Below are 15,221 nucleotides of genomic sequence, written 5' to 3' on the forward strand. Positions count from 1 at the left end.
GACGACCACACAGGGCGATATTCCAAGGCAAGGGAGGAGAAACCATGCCGAAGGACCAGAGCGACGACATCGGCGCCAAGACGACCGGCATCGGTGCCGCGTCGAAGCGGCGCGAGGACCTGCGCTTCCTGACCGGGCGCGGCCGTTACACCGACGACATCAACCTGCGCGGACAGGCCTATGCCTGGTTCCTGCGCTCGGAGGTGGCGCATGGCAGGATCACCAGCCTCGACACCTCGGCCGCCGAGGGCATGGAGGGGGTGCTGAAGGTCTTCACCGCGAAGGATTTCGAGGGTGTCGGCGGCATTCCGACCGGCTGGCTGGTCACCGACCGGCAGGGCCAGCCGATGAAGGAGCCCAAGCACCCGATCCTGGCCGAAGGCAAGGTGCGCCACGTCGGCGACCCGATCGCCTGCGTCGTGGCCGAGACGCTGGCCCAGGCCCGCGATGCCGCCGAGGCGATCGGGCTCGAGATCGAGGAGCTGCCGGCGGTCATCGACATGAAGGCGGCGCTGGCCGAGGGCGCGACGCTGGTGCACGAGGACCAGGGCACCAACCTGTGCTATGACTGGGGCTTCGTCGAGGACAACCGCGAGGCGGTCAACGCCGCCTTCGCCGAGGCCGCGCATGTCACCACGCTCGAGCTGGTGAACAACCGCCTTGTCGCCAACCCGATGGAGCCGCGCGTGGCGGTCGGCGACTACGAGTTCGGCACCGACAACCACACGCTCTACACCACCTCGCAGAACCCGCACGTGATCCGGCTTCTGATGGGCGCCTTCGTGCTGGGCATCCCGGAACACAAGCTGCGCGTCGTCGCGCCCGATGTCGGCGGCGGCTTCGGCTCGAAGATCTACCACTATGCCGAGGAGGCCTTCGTCACCTTCGCGGCCAAGGCGCTGCGGCGGCCGGTGAAATGGACCTCGACCCGGTCCGAGGCCTTCATGTCGGACGCCCATGGCCGCGACCACGTGACGAAGATCGAGCTGGCGCTGGATGCGTCGAACAACTTCACCGCGCTGCGCACGGAGACCTACGCCAACATGGGGGCGTATCTGTCGACCTTCGCGCCCTGCATCCCGACCTGGCTGCATGGCACGCTGATGGCCGGGAACTATCGCACGCCGCTGATCTACGTGAACGTCAAGGCGGTGTTCACCAACACCGTGCCGGTCGACGCCTATCGCGGCGCGGGCCGGCCCGAGGCGACCTTCCAGCTGGAGCGGCTGGTGGACAAGGCCGCGCGCGAGCTGGGCGTCGACCCGGCCGAGCTGCGCCGGCAGAACTTCATCACCGAGTTCCCGTATCAGACGCCGGTCGCGGTCGTGTACGACACCGGCAACTACAACGCGACCCTGGACAAGCTGATGGAGGTCTGCGACCGCGCCGGCTTCGAGGCGCGGGCGGCGGAATCGAAGGCGCGCGGCAAGCTGCGGGGCTTCGGCCTTGCGCATTACATCGAGGCCTGCGGCATCGCGCCCTCGAACCTCGTGGGCCAGCTGGGCGCGCGGGCGGGTCTATATGAAAGCGCCACGGTCCGGGTGAACGCCACCGGCAACATCGTGGTGATGACCGGCTCGCACAGCCACGGTCAGGGCCACGAGACGACCTTCGCGCAGGTGGTGGCCGAGATGATCGGCATCGACGCCGCGAACGTGGAAATCGTGCATGGCGACACCGCCAACACGCCGATGGGCATGGGCACCTACGGCTCGCGCTCGCTCGCGGTCGGCGGCTCGGCGCTGGTCAAGGCCGCGAACAAGGTGATCAACAAGGCCAAGAAGATCGCGGCCCACCTGATGGAGGCGCCCGAGGGCGACGTGGAACTGGCCGACGGCAAGTTCACCATCGCCGGCACCGACAAGTCGGTCGACTGGGGCGCGGTCTGCCTTGCCGCCTACGTGCCGCACAACTACCCGCTGGAGGACCTGGAGCCGGGGCTCGAGGAGACGGCCTTCTACGACCCGTCGAACTTCACCTATCCCTCGGGCGCCTATGGCTGCGAGGTCGAGGTCGATCCCGAGACCGGCCGCGTCGAGATCGTGGCCTTCGCCGCGGCCGACGACTTCGGCAACATCGTCAACCCGATGATCGTCGAGGGCCAGGTGCAGGGCGGACTTGCGCAGGGCATCGGGCAGGCGCTGATGGAGGGCTGCGTCTACGACGAGACCGGGCAGCTGCTGTCGGGGTCGTTCATGGACTACGCGATGCCGCGCGCCGACGACCTGCCGATGTTCAAGGTCGACCACAGCTGCGTCACCCCCTGCACCCACAACCCGCTGGGCGTGAAGGGCTGCGGCGAGGCGGGCGCGATCGGCTCGCCGCCGGCGGTGGTGAACGCGGTGCTGGACGCGTTGAATCGCAACGGTTATTCCGTTGCCCATATCGACATGCCGCTGACCCCCTCGAAGGTCTGGGCGGCGATGCAGTGATCGCTCTCCCCGGGCGGCGGGACCGCCCGGGGCATGGCTTCCCGGCGGCGGCGCCGCCCGGGGGCACCCCATCCGGGCGGACCGGCCGCCCGGGGGCACCAACGCGAGACAGGAGCGAATGATGCACAATTTCGAATTCGTCCGGCCCTCGAGCATCGACGAGGCCGTCGCGGCGCTGGGCGCCGAGGAGGCGCTGGCGCTGTCGGGCGGGCAGACGCTGCTGCCGACGATGAAGCAGCGGCTGGCGGCGCCGGCGGTGCTGGTCAGCCTGACCGGCATCCCGGGGCTGAAGGGCGTGAGCGCCGCGGGCGGCGTGCTGACCATCGGCGGCGCCACGCCCCATGCCGTCGTCGCGCGCGAGGCGGCGGGCGTGTTCCCGGCGCTGGCGGCGCTTGCCGGCAACATCGGCGACCCGGCGGTGCGCAACCGCGGCACGATCGGCGGCTCGATCGCCAACAACGATCCCGCCGCCTGCTACCCCTCGGCGGCGCTGGCGACCGGTGCGACCATCGTGACCAACCTGCGCGAGATCGCGGCCGACGACTTCTTCCTGGGCATGTTCACCACCGCGCTGGAAGAGGGCGAGATCGTCACCGCGGTGAAGCTGCCGATCCCGCAGGCGGCGAACTACCAGAAGTTCGTCCAGCCCGCCTCGCGCTTCGCGCTGACCGGCGTCTTCGTCGCCAGACTGGCCGACGGGGTGCGGGTCGCGGTGACCGGCGCCTCGGGCGACGGCGTGTTCCGCTGGACCGAGGCCGAGGCGGCGCTGTCGGCCGATTTCAGCGCCGGCGCGATCGCCGGGCTGACGGTCGATGCCGAGGGCATGATCGGCGACCTGCACGGCTCGCCGCAGTACCGGGCGCATCTGGTGAAGGTGCTGACCGGCCGCGCCGTCACCGCCGCCGCCTGACCCGACAGACGCGGGCCCGCAGGGTCGGGCCCGCGCGACCGGCCCTGCACGACCGGGCCCGCAGGAAAGGGCCCGAAAGACAGGGCCCGCACGAAAGTTCCCCGGGCCCGGCCGCGGTGATCGCGCCCCTAGGGTTTACCGCCTCGCCCTTGCAGGCCCCCCGAGGTCGCCGCTGGCGGCGACCGCGACCGGCCGGGGGCAGGCCGGACGCCGGCCGGGTCGCCGCCTGTCAGGCGTCGACCAGCCCTGCCCCCAGCCGTGCATCCTCGATCATCATCGCCGCCGCCTTCTCGGCCACCATCATCACCGGGGCGTTGGTGTTGCCCGACGGGATCGTCGGCATCACCGAGGCATCGGCGATCCGCAGGCCGCCAAGCCCGCGCAGCCGCAGCCGCGGATCGACCACCGCGCCGGGGTCGCTGCCCATCCGGCAGGTGCCGACCGGGTGGAAGATCGTCGTCCCGATCTCGCCGGCGGCGCGCACCAGGTCGTCGCGGCTGCGATAGTCCGGCCCGGGGCGGTATTCCTCGGGCGAGAACCGCGCGAAGGCCGGCTGCGCCGCGATCCGCCGCGCGAGCGTGATCGCGCGGGCCGCGACCTCGCGGTCGCCCTCGGTCGACAGGTAGTTCGGCGCGATCACCGGGGCGCCCTGCGGCTCGGCGGGGTCGAGATGCACCGAGCCCCGGCTGTCGGGGCGCAGGTTGCACACGCTCGCCGTCATCGCCGGGAACGGGTGCACCGCGTCGCCGAACTTGTCGAGGCTGACCGGCTGGACGTGGAATTCCAGGTCCGGCGTCGCCTTCTCGGGCCCCGAGCGGGTGAAGATCCCGACCTGGCTTGGCGCCATCGCCATCGGCCCCGACCGGCGCAGCGCGTATTCCAGCCCGATCGCCGCCTTGCCGAACAGGGTCGAGGCCTTCTCGTTCAGCGTCGGCACCCCGGTGACCTTGTAGACCAGCCGCAGTTGCAGGTGGTCCTGCAGGTTCTCGCCCACGCCGGGCGCGTCCAGCACCGGGGCGATCCCCGCCGCCGCCAGCCGCGCGCCCTGCCCGATCCCCGAGCGTTCCAGAAGCTGCGGCGAATTCACCGCCCCCGCCGCCAGCACCGTCTCGGCGCGCGCCCGCGCGGTCTTCTCCTGCCCCTCGTGGCGGAAGCGCAGCCCGCGCACGGCGCCCGCCTCGACGATCAGGCTGCGCGCCTCGGCCCCGGTCAGCACCGTCAGGTTGGCCCGGGACCGCGCCGGGGCCAGGAAGGCGCGCGCCGCGCTCCAGCGCCAGCCCGCGCGCTGGGTCACGTCGAAATAGCCGCCGCCCTCGTTGCTGCCGCCGTTGAAGTCGGGCGTGCGCGCGATCCCCGCCTGCTCGGCCGCGTCGAGGAAGGCGTCGAGCACCTTCCAGCGCACCCGCGCCGTCTCGATCCGCAGCTCGCCCCCCGCGCCGTGCAGCGCCGTGGCGCCGCGGTAATGGTCCTCGTGCGCGCGAAACAACGGCAGCACCTCGTCCCAGCCCCAGCCGGTGCAGCCCAGCTGGCGCCAGTGGTCATAGTCTGCCGCCTGCCCGCGCATGTAGATCATGCCGTTGATCGACGAGCAGCCGCCCAGCACCTTGCCGCGCGGATAGCCGAGGACGCGGCCGTTCAGCCCCGGCTCGGGCGCGGTGCGGTACATCCAGTCGGTGCGCGGGTTGCCGATGCAGTAGAGATAGCCGACGGGGATGTGGATCCAGTGGTAGGCGTCGCTGCCGCCGGCCTCGAGCAACAGCACCGAGCGGCGCGGATCGGCGCTCAGCCGGTTCGCGAGCAGGCAGCCGGCGCTGCCCGCACCGATGACGATGTAGTCGAATTCCATGGCTTCCCCCGCCGCCGCCCTCCGGCCGCTCCCCTCGCCGGATGGGGTCAGGATTGCAGGCCGGCGCGCCTGCGGCAAGGCCCGCGCCCGCCGGCGACGCACCGGCACGCCGCCGCGGCGGTCCCCGCCGGTCGCGGCGCCCGCCCCGGCAGCCACTCCGGCAGCCACCCGCCGATCGCCGGCGGCGCCGGCGCGACCGTGCCGGGCGCCCTTGGCTTCCTGCCCGCCGCGGACTAGCTGTTGGCGATGTTCGAGCGCCTTCCCTTCCTGCGGCCCCGCCCGCGTGCCGCCCGCCTGCACCCCGGCGACACCGTGCCCACGGTCGAGCGGCCGCTCGCGGTGATCGGCGACATCCACGGCATGGCGGCGCTGCTCGAGCGGATGCTCGCCGCGCTGGCGCAGGCGGCGCCCGAGGCGCTGCCGATCTTCGTCGGCGACCTGATCGACCGCGGGCCGGCCAGCGCAGCGGTGCTGCACCGGGTGCAGGCGCTGGACGCGGCCGGGGCCGCGCGCTGCCTGCTTGGCAATCACGAGGAGATGCTGCTGGGCTTTCTCGACGACCCGGTGGCCGAGGGCCCGCGCTGGCTGCGCCACGGCGGGCGCGAGACGCTGGCAAGCTTCGGGCTTGCCGTCGACGGCACGCCCGACGACGCGGCGCTGGGGCAACTGGCGCGCGACCTGCGCGCGGCGCTCGGGCCGCTCGAAGGCTGGCTCAGGGCGCGTCCGCTGCTGCTGCAGTCGGGCACGGTCGTCATCACCCATGCCGGCTGCGATCCCGCCCGCCCGATCCGCGACCAGCGGCGCGAGGACCTGCTGTGGGGACCGCCCGGCGCCGGCGGCCAGCGGCGCGACGACGGGATGTGGATCGTGCAGGGCCACACCGTCATGCGCCGGGCGACGCTGGCGCGGGGGCGGATCATGATCGACACCGGGGCCCACGCGCACGGCCGGCTGACGGCGGTGCTTCTGGGCGGGGAGACGGCGGCGCCGCGGTTCCTCACCCTGTCCTGACCGCCGGCCCCGCCGCTTCGGCGCTGCGACGCAGAAACCCGCGACACCGCGAATCAACTTATGGATGTGCTGATCGAGATGACTTCGTTTTGGGCAAAACGTCGAATTCCGGGCGGATGCATGGCGAAGGCCGGATCTGGCCGTCGTGAACTTCCCGAGATGTTTAACGAAATCTCCGCAATCGGGACGGATCGTCATCCGTTTGAGATCAACTTATTGGCATTTTGCCGCTGCAGCGCGTCGTGAATCGGGCATCCTGACGAATGTGGCAAACTTTAGCGCATACTCTCGCAATCGCAGAAACTTTCTCCTTGTCTGCGCGTTGCACAGTCTGTCTTCTGCTGGAAGGATCCGACCCGATGCGACTTGGAAAGCCTGACGACCGATCTGCCCTCAAGCTGGCACGACACTTGTCGACCAGTGCATTTGCCCCGATGTGATTGAACCGGCCGGAGCTTGAGTCATGAAGGATGTGATGTTCGACAACAGCTATTCGCGGACCGAGACTGCGACAGCGAAGACTGCGAAGACGGCCAGAAAGGCGGTTGCCGTGGCCGAGGTTGAGCGGTCGGGGTTCTATTCCCGCCGCATCAAGCGCGCCATCGACATCGTCCTGGTCCTGATCCTCGCCCCGGCGGTGCTGCCGGCGACGCTGATCTTCTGGGTGCTGACCCGGATGGACGGCGCCGCGGGGTTCTACGGACAGGAGCGCGTCGGCCGCGAGGGCCGGCTATTCACCTGCTGGAAGATCCGCACCATGGTGCCGAACGCCGAGCAGGTGCTGGCCGAGCTGTGCGCCCGCAACCCCGAGATCGACCGGGAATGGCGCACGACCCAGAAGCTAAAGCGCGACCCGCGGATCACTAGGGTCGGCCGGCTGCTGCGCAAGACCAGCCTCGACGAGCTTCCGCAGCTGTGGAACATCTTCATCGGCGACATGAGCTTCGTCGGCCCGCGGCCCTTCACCACCTCGCAAGAGCATCTCTACGTGCAGGCCGGCGGCAAGGCCTATTTCCGGCTGCGTCCGGGCATCACCGGCCCCTGGCAGGTCGAAGGCCGCGGCACCACGCTGTTCACCGATCGCGTCCGCTTCGACGAAAGCTATCACGCGCGCCTGTCGCTGAAGACCGATGCGACCTATGTCTGGAAGACCTTCGGGGTCGTGCTGCGGATGACCGGCAGCTGACACCACGCGGTCCGGCCCGCCGCATGCCGCGGTCGGGCTGGTGGGGGTCGGGGTCTGCCGGAGCGCCGGGCGGGCCCGGGACAGTCCTCCGAACAGGCCACCGAGATGCCCCCGAAGGCCAGTACCATGGCCACGGTCCCGCGGGCAGCCACCCCTCGATACCGGCAGCCGAGGCTGCCACCAGGCCCCGGATCGCACCGAAGCCGATCCCGCGCCACCAAGGTCCCCTTACAGAACGACAGGGCCCGTCCCGCCGAACCCGGCGCGGAGCATGCCCCGCCAGATGCGGCGGAGACCACGGGCACGATCTTGTGCATGGCCCGCAGGCTCCACTCGCGCTCGCCCCCGTCCGAAGCCGCGCGCCCGTGTGCAGCCCGCCCGCCACTGGCCCTGGATCAAAGCCCGGTGACCGGCGGACCACTCGTCAGCCGCTCGGCCCCCGCCACGCCGGGTCTCCTGCGGCAGCGGGACTTGCCCGCCGACGCCAGGAGAACCCGGCCCGATAAGGCCGCCGACCGGCCCGGGATCAGACCGCCCATTCCCCCTTGCGGAACACCGCCACGCGGTCGCCGCCCGCGGTGACGCCGTCGATGTCGACCTGGTCCGACCCGATCATCCAGTCGACATGGATCAGGCTCGCGTTGCCGCCCTGCGCCGCGACCTGCTCGGCCGACAGCGTGGCGCCGTTCAGGAAGCACTTGGAATAGCACTGGCCCAGCGCGATGTGGCAGGCCGCGTTCTCGTCATAGAGCGTGTTGTAGAACAACAGGCCCGATTGCGAGATCGGCGAGGAATGCGGCACCAGCGCCACCTCGCCCAGCCGCCGCGCGCCCTCGTCGGTGTCGATCAGCTTGCGCAGCACCGCCTCGCCGCGGCTCGCCTGCGCCTCGACGATGGCGCCGCCCTCGAAGCGCACGCGGATGTCCTCGATCAGCGTGCCCTGGTGCGCCAGCGGCTTCGTCGCCGCGACCCAGCCCTCGACATGGCGCGCATGCGGCGTGGTGAAGACCTCTTCGGTCGGGATGTTGGGGTTGCAGGTCACGCCGTTCTGCGCGACCGAGCTGCCGCCATGCCACTCGTGGCCATCCGCCAGCCCCACGGTCAGGTCGGTGCCGGGGCCGGTGAAGTGCAGCGCCTCGAACCGCATGTCGTTGAGCCAGCGGGCGCGGGCGTGCAGCGCCTCGTTGTGGGCGGCCCATGCGGCGACGGGATCGTCCCGGTCGACGCGGCTCGCCGCGAAGATCGCCGCGGCAAGCTTCGCCACCGCCTCGTCCTGCGGCAGGCCGGGGAAGACCTGCGCCGCCCAGGAGGGCGTCGGGTAGGAACAGATCGACCAGTTGATCGCGAAGGTCGAGATCTTCTCGAGCGCGGGCTTGAAGGCGGTGGAATTCGCCCGGTTCGCACGCGCGACCTTCTCGGGGTCCTGCTCGGCCAGCAGCATCGGGTTGTCGCCCGAGACCGCCATCCGCGCCGCCCCCGCGCCATAGGCCTCGCCCATGCCGCGATAGAGCCAGCCCGCGGCCGCGTCGAAACTGGCATCGTGGCCATGGCGGAACCGCGCCAGCGTGATCTCCTCGTCGGCGAACAGCGGGGTCACGACACCGGCGCCCGCGGCATAGGCATGGGCCGCGACCCGCCGCACCAGCGGCAGCGCCGCCATCGGCGCAGTCAGGATCAGGTCCTGCCCGGGCTGCAGGTTCAGCCCCACCTTCACCGCCACCTCGGCCAGCCGGTCGAGCATCGCGGGATCCACCCCCGCCGGCACATCGCCCATCGCGCTCATGTCGAACTCCTTCTTGCGAAGCCCGACACTATCCCCCGCCCGGCCAGCGTCAACCGCCCGCCCCTTTCGCATTGGCCCAAATATCCCGGGGGGCCCGGAACGGGCGGGGGCAGAGCCCCCTCCGCCCTCGACCACCGGGCGCGCCCGCCGCGAAGCGCCGTGTGCGGCCGCCGGGCCGCCGGGCCGCCTCAGCGCCCGAGGCTGCGCGCGATCTGCTCGGCCAGCTGTCCCAGCGCCGCGCTTTGCGCCGTGGCGATCCGCTCGGCGCTGTTGCCGCCGGTGGGCACGGCGATGGCGAAGGTGGTGGCGCCGCCGCGGCCGATCTCGGAGAGGATGAAATACTGCCCCTCCAGCCGGTAGATCCCGTCGGCCCCGGCCAGCCCGCGCGCGACCCGGACCGAGACCTCGGCATCGGGCAGGCCCTGCAGCGGCCAGGGCTCCGAGGCGACGGTGGCCGAGGCGATGGTGTTGAGCGCTTTCGCCAGCGCGACCGAGAAGCCGCGCACCGGCTCGTCGGCCCAGAGCGCCGAGCCCGCGTTCTTGACCGCGCCGCCGTCATGCTCGACCGCCATCTCGACCGACGAGGCATATTCCGGCAGCGAGACGTCGCGCACCAGCACCGTGCGCGCCGCGGTCTGCACCCGCAGCGCCGAGGGCGGCGGTTCGGTGGTGTAGCGCGGCGGGTTGGTGCAGGCGGCCAGCGCCGAGGCCAGCGCCAGCGCGGCCGCGAGGGGGATCAGGGTGGTCTTCGGCATGTCAGCGTCCCAGCAGCAGCGATTGCGGATTGCGGTCGATGGTGCGCGCCAGCGCGGCCACGTTCTGCGCGGCGCGCTGGATCTCGCGCAGCGTCGCGACGAGGTCGGTGTTGAAGCGCGAGTCCGAGCCATAGCCCGAGACGACGCCGTTCGCGTTCGACACCAGCACGTTCAGCCGCGCCGACAGGTCGGGTAGCGTGGCGGCGGCGTCGCGGATCGCGTTGGCGGCCTGCTCGGCGGCCGAGATCGCGGAATTCGCGTTCTCGATCGCGCCGCCCTCGCGCACCTGGCCCAGGAACAGGCGCACCTCGTCCAGCGCCGCCGACAGCGATGCCGGCAGCTGGCGCGCGCCCTCGGTCGACAGGATCGCGTCGGCGCTCTGCACGAGGTCGTTGGCCGAGGCCGACAGCTCCTGCACCGGGATCGTGTTCAGCTTCTCGCTGAGCGCGCGCACCTGGTCGGTGATGGCGGGGAAGTCGGCGGCGGCGCTGTCGACATTGGCAAGGATGCCGTCCAGCCGGCCGACCGCGCCGATCAGCCGGTCGATCGCCTGGCCCTGCTCGATCTTCTCGACGGTCGCGCGGGCCGCGGCGGCGGTGGCGGCGAAATCGTCGATGATCGCAGTGATCTGCTCGGAATTCACCCGCGAGCGGGTGTCGTCCAGCAGGTCCGCGGCCGAGCCCGGCAGCCGGCGCGTGCCCGGGTCGGCGGCGACGGCGCGGATCGAGTCCAGGGTGTCGATCGCCGAGCGCATCAGCTCCTCGATCGGCAGGCCGTTGATCCGCCGGATCACCCCCTGCGAGGTCGAGGCGAAGTCCTGCACGCTTGCCGCCGCGCTTTCCAGCATCGGGTAGCCCTCGACCGAGGTGTCGAGCGTGGCGGGATCGTCGGGATCCTCGACCAGCTCGACCACCAGCGACCCGGTCAGGATCGAGCCGGTGGCGAGGCGCGCGCGCAGCCCGCGGTCGCGCACGAAGCTGGCCATCACCTCGACCGGGTCCTCGGTCGAGGCCTCCTCGTCAAGGCCGAGCCGGCCGGGCTGGACCTCGAAGCGCACCAGCATCGAGACCTGGCGCGCCGCGCCCTCGCCCACCGCCTCGGCGGTCAGGTCGGTGACCTCGCCGACCTTGAGGCCGCGGAAGATCACGTCGGCCTTGGCCGCGAGCCCGGCGACCGAGCCGTCGAACGAGGCCGAGAGCGGGATGCCGCGCTCCATCGGGTTCGAGAAGATCGAATCCCGTGCCGAGGTCTCGTCGCCGAAGACGTCGTAGACCTGCCCGGGGGTGGCGGGTTCGCCGCCCGAGATCACCGTCTCGAAGCTGATGCCGCCCTCGATCAGCGAGGCGAGCGAGCGCACGTCGAGATTGATCCCCGACGAGCCGACGTTGACGTCGAAGCCCGAGGTGTCCCAGAACCGCGTCATCGTCGTCAGCCGGTCGGCATAGGCCTCGTCGATGACGGCATCGACCAGCACGTGGCTGCCGTCGTCCGACAGCCGCGGCGTGCCGACGCTGCCGACCGAGATGCCGCGATACAGCACCGGCGCCCCGGCCGAGATCTGGTTGCCGTCCTCCATCCGCAGCGTCACCTGCAGCCCGCGCCGGCCCGGGCCCGAGATCAGCGGCGCCTGCGCCAGCCCCTCGAACTCGACCTTGGGCTCGTCCTGCTCGCTGTCCCAGTTGCCGGCGATGTAGGCGCCCGACAGCACGGTATCGAGCCCGGTCACCCCGCGCACGCTGACCTCGGGGCGCACGACCCAGAATTCGGCATCCTGATCGACATAGGGCGCCACGTCCTTGGCCACCCGGATCTGCACGTCGACCTGGTTCAGCCCGGCCGAGAAGCCGACCTGTTCCACCCGTCCCACGGTCACGTCGCGGTATTTCAGCAGGGTCGAGCCCGCCTCGATCCCGCTGGCATTGTCGAACTTGACCGAGATCAGCCGGCCCCGGTCGGCATAGCTGTTCCAGGCCACGCCCAGCGAGACCGCGAGCGCGACGATCGGGATCAGCCACACCGGCGAGAGCGACCGCCACCAGCGCTCGCGCGCCGGGCGGATCTTCATCTCGCCCGCGGTCGGGGGCGGTTCGGGGCGGCGCGGTGGCTCCGGGGGGGCGGAGCGGCCGTCGGGATCGGTCAATTCGGTCTCCGGGAAACGGTCGGTTGGTCAGTCCTCGTCCCAGATCAAGCGGGGATCGAAGCTTTGGGCGGACAGCATCGTGAAGGCGACCGACAGCGCGAAGCTGACGGCGGCGATGCCGGGGTTGATGGTGGCGATGGCGTCGAACTGCACCAGCGAGGCGAGGATCGCCACCACGAAGACGTCGATCATCGACCAGCGGCCGATGAATTCCACCACCGTGTGCAGGCGGTGCTGGCGGTGTTCGTCCATGGCGCCGCGCGCCCCGCCCGAGCGGCCGATCGACAGCGCGAGATAGGCGATGGCGATGAATTTCGACAGCGGGATCATGATCGAGGCGAAGAACACGATCCCCGCCACGCCATAGTCGCCGTGGCCCGCAAGCTCGACCACGCCGGCAAGGATCGTGGCCTCGCTGTCATAGGCGATCGTGCGGGTGATCAGCATCGGGTAGATGTTGGCGGGGATGTACACGATCAGCCCGGCGAACCACCAGGCCCAGACCCGCTGCAGCGATCCCGGCATCCGGCTGTGCAGCGCCGCGCCGCAGCGCAGGCAGCTGTCGCGGTCGGGTCCGTAGACCCGGCCGCAGCTGCGGCAGGCCACGAGGCCCGCGGCGCGGGCGGTGCCGGGGGCGGCGTGCAGGGTCATGCGCGCTTCGCCATGGCGGGGGTGGCGGCCGTGGGCCGTTCGGCGGCGCCGAAGCTGCCGTCGGGCTTGCCGCGCCGGGTCTCGATCGCGTGCCAGACGGTTTCCTTGTCCATGCTGGTGTCCTGCAGCACCGTGACCAGCACCAGCAGGCACAGCGCCCAGAACGCGATGCCCGGGTGCACCGTGGCAAGGCCCGCGACCTTGACCAGCGCCACCGCGACGCCGATCAGGAAGATCTCGGCCATCGACCAGGGCTTGAGCTGCTCGGCCAGCCGGAACGCCTGCCCCGCCCGCGGCCAAGGCGCGCCCCCGCGCAGCATCGGGCCCAGCGTGTAGGCGATCAGCGCCAGCCGCAGCGCCGGGATCACCACGATCAGCGCCCCCACCGCCAGCGACAGCGGGAACATCACCCCGTCGGAGAACGCCTCGATCGCGTCGAGCACCGAGGCGCGGCTTTGCATCCCCGCGGTCGACAGGTCGAGGAACGGGCCGAAGACGGCGCCCGCCATCAGGATCAGCGCGGTGATCGCCAGCGCGAAGCTGCGCGAGAAGGCGCGCACCTGCGGCGCAATCAGCGTGGCGCCGCAGCGGGCGCAATCGGCCCGCTCGCGCGGCGCAAGCTCCGGCAGGCGATAGAGCGCGTCGCAATGCGGGCAGGCCCTGAGCCTTGCAAGGTCGCTGTCGTCCATACCGGCCTCGTGATCCCCATCGGACGGTCCGTGCGGCGTCCCGGGCACCGCGTCGTCCTTCCCAGCCATTCTAGGCCATGGCTCTGCCGCGTCCAGCCGCCGGGAGGGATAAATTCGCCGTATCCACCACAATATCTGGTGTTTACCCCCGGGATCCGCCGCGACCTGGCCCTGCTTGCGCTGCATGGCGGGGTTGTCATGCCCTGACCGCATGGCGGGGCTTCCGTCTTCTGCATTGCAGCATGACTTTCGCGAACGCAGAATGATCACGAAAGCAAGAGGTTGCCCCATGTCCGCACTGAACATCACCGCCCGCCCCGCCGAAACCGCCGCCCTTCCGGCCCCGAAGACCATGCTGCGCGGCGCGCTGGCGACGGTCGTGTCGCTGGTGTCGAGCTTTGCCGCCGCCACCCGCGTCACCCACGCGCTGCAGTCGCGCCGCCAGCCGGCCACCCGCGATCTCGAACTGCTCGGCATCGACCCGAAGACGCATTTCAACGTCTGAACCCACCGCGCCGAACGCCGAAAACCGAAAACGCCGCCCTGTCGGGGCGGCGTTTCGCGTTTTCACAAAGCGTCGGCTCGGCGATCACTCGGCCGGGACCGCCTCGGGGTTCTGGCGGTTCCAGCGGATCGAGGACCAGAGCGCGATCCCGATCAGCGCGGCGCCGCCAAGTCCGGTGATCACCTCGGGGATGTGCACGATGGTCTGCACGTACATGATCGCCGACAGGATCAGGATCGCGTAGAACGCCCCGTGTTCGAGGAAGCGGTACTGCGTCAGCGTGCCCTTCTCGACCAGCATGATCGTCATCGAGCGGACGTACATCGCGCCGATGCCGAGGCCGATCGCGATCACGAACAGGTTCTGCGTCAGCGCGAAGGCGCCGATCACCCCGTCGAACGAGAAGCTCGCGTCCAGCACCTCGAGATAGAGGAAGGCGCCGAGACCGCCGCGGGCCGCACCCGACATCGTCTCCTCTGTCTTGTCGAGCACGCCGCCCAGCACCTCGACCAGCAGGAACGTCAGAAGGCCCCAGATCGCCGAGGTGATGAACAGCACCGACTCCTCCGGCGGCAGGATCCGGCTGAAGCCCAGCATGATCAGAAGCACGATCGCGATCTCGATCCCGCGGATCGAGGAATAGCGCGCGGCCCAGTCCTCGAGCCAGGCGACCCAGTGCACGTCCTTCTCGTGGTCGAAGAAGAAGTTCAGCGCCACCATCATCAGGAAGGTGCCGCCGAAGGCCGCGATCGGAAGATGCGCGTCGTTCATGATCGCGGCGTATTCCGCAGGTTCGGTCGCGGCCAGCACCATCGCCTGCCAAGGGCCGATCTTCGCGGCGATCACCACGATCAGCACCGGGAACAGGATGCGCATGCCGAAGACCGCGATCACGATGCCCCAGGTCAGGAAGCGGTGCTGCCACTCGGGCGTCATGTCCTTGAGCTTGTTGGCATTGACGATCGCGTTGTCGAAGGACAGCGAGATCTCGAGCACCGCCAGCACGCAGCAGATGAAGAAGATCGACGCGGTGCCCGAGGCGGTGCCGGTCATCTGCCAGCCAAGCCAGGCGCCCAGCGCGAGCCCGACCGCGGTCAGGATGAAGGCCCAGCGGAAATAGCCCAGCGTCGAGGTCCCGGAGGGTGATTGCGCGCTCATGCCGCCCCCCCGGTCGCGAGGGGGCCGGATACGGGCGATTGGCCCGCGCGGATCGCGCAGGCGGAGGGTTTGGATGTCATGGATCAGGATCCAGCCGGCTTCGCTTTTCACACGGCGGTGCCGACATCATGCGAGCGCCGATTACTCGCACCAGA

The 15,221-nt window shown here is 70.6% G+C and carries 13 protein-coding genes; 6 read left to right on the plus strand and 7 right to left on the minus strand.

Annotated elements, in window-relative coordinates; all coding sequences use genetic code 11:
* Positions 1-44 precede the first annotated feature (44 nt).
* Together V8J39_RS03465 and V8J39_RS03470 are read left to right on the plus strand one after the other, a co-directional pair.
* The gene (locus V8J39_RS03465; RefSeq protein ID WP_336459468.1) at positions 45-2,432 is read left to right on the plus strand and encodes a xanthine dehydrogenase family protein molybdopterin-binding subunit; all 2,388 of its coding nucleotides are present in this window, start codon (positions 45-47) and stop codon (positions 2,430-2,432) included.
* Between the two features lie 121 nt (positions 2,433-2,553).
* Positions 2,554-3,342, plus strand: a complete 789-nt coding sequence (locus V8J39_RS03470; protein ID WP_336459469.1) for an FAD binding domain-containing protein — start codon at positions 2,554-2,556, stop codon at positions 3,340-3,342.
* Between the two features lie 229 nt (positions 3,343-3,571).
* On the opposite strand, the gene V8J39_RS03475 is transcribed toward V8J39_RS03470, so the two are convergent.
* Positions 3,572-5,188: a GMC family oxidoreductase gene (locus V8J39_RS03475; RefSeq protein ID WP_336459470.1), complete on the minus strand. Its 1,617-nt coding sequence runs from the start codon at positions 5,186-5,188 to the stop codon at positions 3,572-3,574.
* Positions 5,189-5,434: 246 nt separating this feature from the next.
* On the opposite strand from V8J39_RS03475, the gene V8J39_RS03480 reads away from it, so the two are divergent.
* The 3 genes from V8J39_RS03480 to V8J39_RS03490 all read left to right on the plus strand — a co-directional run bounded on the left by V8J39_RS03480 (position 5,435) and on the right by V8J39_RS03490 (position 7,385).
* A complete protein-coding gene (locus V8J39_RS03480) occupies positions 5,435-6,199 on the plus strand; it encodes a metallophosphoesterase (RefSeq protein WP_336460183.1) in 765 nt (254 codons plus the stop codon).
* A 60-nt stretch (positions 6,200-6,259) separates the two neighbouring features.
* Positions 6,260-6,445, plus strand: a complete 186-nt coding sequence (locus tag V8J39_RS03485; protein ID WP_336459471.1) for a hypothetical protein — start codon at positions 6,260-6,262, stop codon at positions 6,443-6,445.
* Positions 6,446-6,662: 217 nt separating this feature from the next.
* Positions 6,663-7,385: a sugar transferase gene (locus V8J39_RS03490; RefSeq protein ID WP_336459472.1), complete on the plus strand. Its 723-nt coding sequence runs from the start codon at positions 6,663-6,665 to the stop codon at positions 7,383-7,385.
* 526 nt (positions 7,386-7,911) lie between these two features.
* On the opposite strand, the gene V8J39_RS03495 is transcribed toward V8J39_RS03490, so the two are convergent.
* From V8J39_RS03495 to V8J39_RS03515, 5 genes are all read right to left on the minus strand, one after another.
* Positions 7,912-9,159 (minus strand): aminopeptidase, encoded by a 1,248-nt coding sequence (locus tag V8J39_RS03495; protein WP_336460184.1) that lies wholly within the window; start codon positions 9,157-9,159, stop codon positions 7,912-7,914.
* 197 nt (positions 9,160-9,356) lie between these two features.
* Positions 9,357-9,923: a PqiC family protein gene (locus V8J39_RS03500; RefSeq protein ID WP_336459473.1), complete on the minus strand. Its 567-nt coding sequence runs from the start codon at positions 9,921-9,923 to the stop codon at positions 9,357-9,359.
* A 1-nt stretch (position 9,924) separates the two neighbouring features.
* Complete coding sequence (locus tag V8J39_RS03505) at positions 9,925-12,063, minus strand: PqiB family protein (RefSeq protein WP_336459474.1); 2,139 nt, start codon at positions 12,061-12,063, stop codon at positions 9,925-9,927.
* A 27-nt stretch (positions 12,064-12,090) separates the two neighbouring features.
* Positions 12,091-12,714 (minus strand): paraquat-inducible protein A, encoded by a 624-nt coding sequence (locus V8J39_RS03510; RefSeq protein WP_336459475.1) that lies wholly within the window; start codon positions 12,712-12,714, stop codon positions 12,091-12,093.
* A complete protein-coding gene (locus V8J39_RS03515; RefSeq protein ID WP_336459476.1) occupies positions 12,711-13,403 on the minus strand; it encodes a paraquat-inducible protein A in 693 nt (230 codons plus the stop codon). Before V8J39_RS03515 ends, V8J39_RS03510 begins: the two co-directional genes overlap by 4 nt.
* Before the next feature lie 289 nt (positions 13,404-13,692).
* On the opposite strand from V8J39_RS03515, the gene V8J39_RS03520 reads away from it, so the two are divergent.
* A complete protein-coding gene (locus V8J39_RS03520; RefSeq protein WP_336459477.1) occupies positions 13,693-13,908 on the plus strand; it encodes a hypothetical protein in 216 nt (71 codons plus the stop codon).
* 84 nt (positions 13,909-13,992) lie between these two features.
* On the opposite strand, the gene V8J39_RS03525 is transcribed toward V8J39_RS03520, so the two are convergent.
* Positions 13,993-15,066: a DUF475 domain-containing protein gene (locus V8J39_RS03525; RefSeq protein WP_336459478.1), complete on the minus strand. Its 1,074-nt coding sequence runs from the start codon at positions 15,064-15,066 to the stop codon at positions 13,993-13,995.
* Positions 15,067-15,221: the final 155 nt, after the last annotated feature.

It is taken from the genome of Frigidibacter sp. MR17.24 (genome assembly GCF_037095655.1).
GTDB lineage: Bacteria > Pseudomonadota > Alphaproteobacteria > Rhodobacterales > Rhodobacteraceae > Frigidibacter.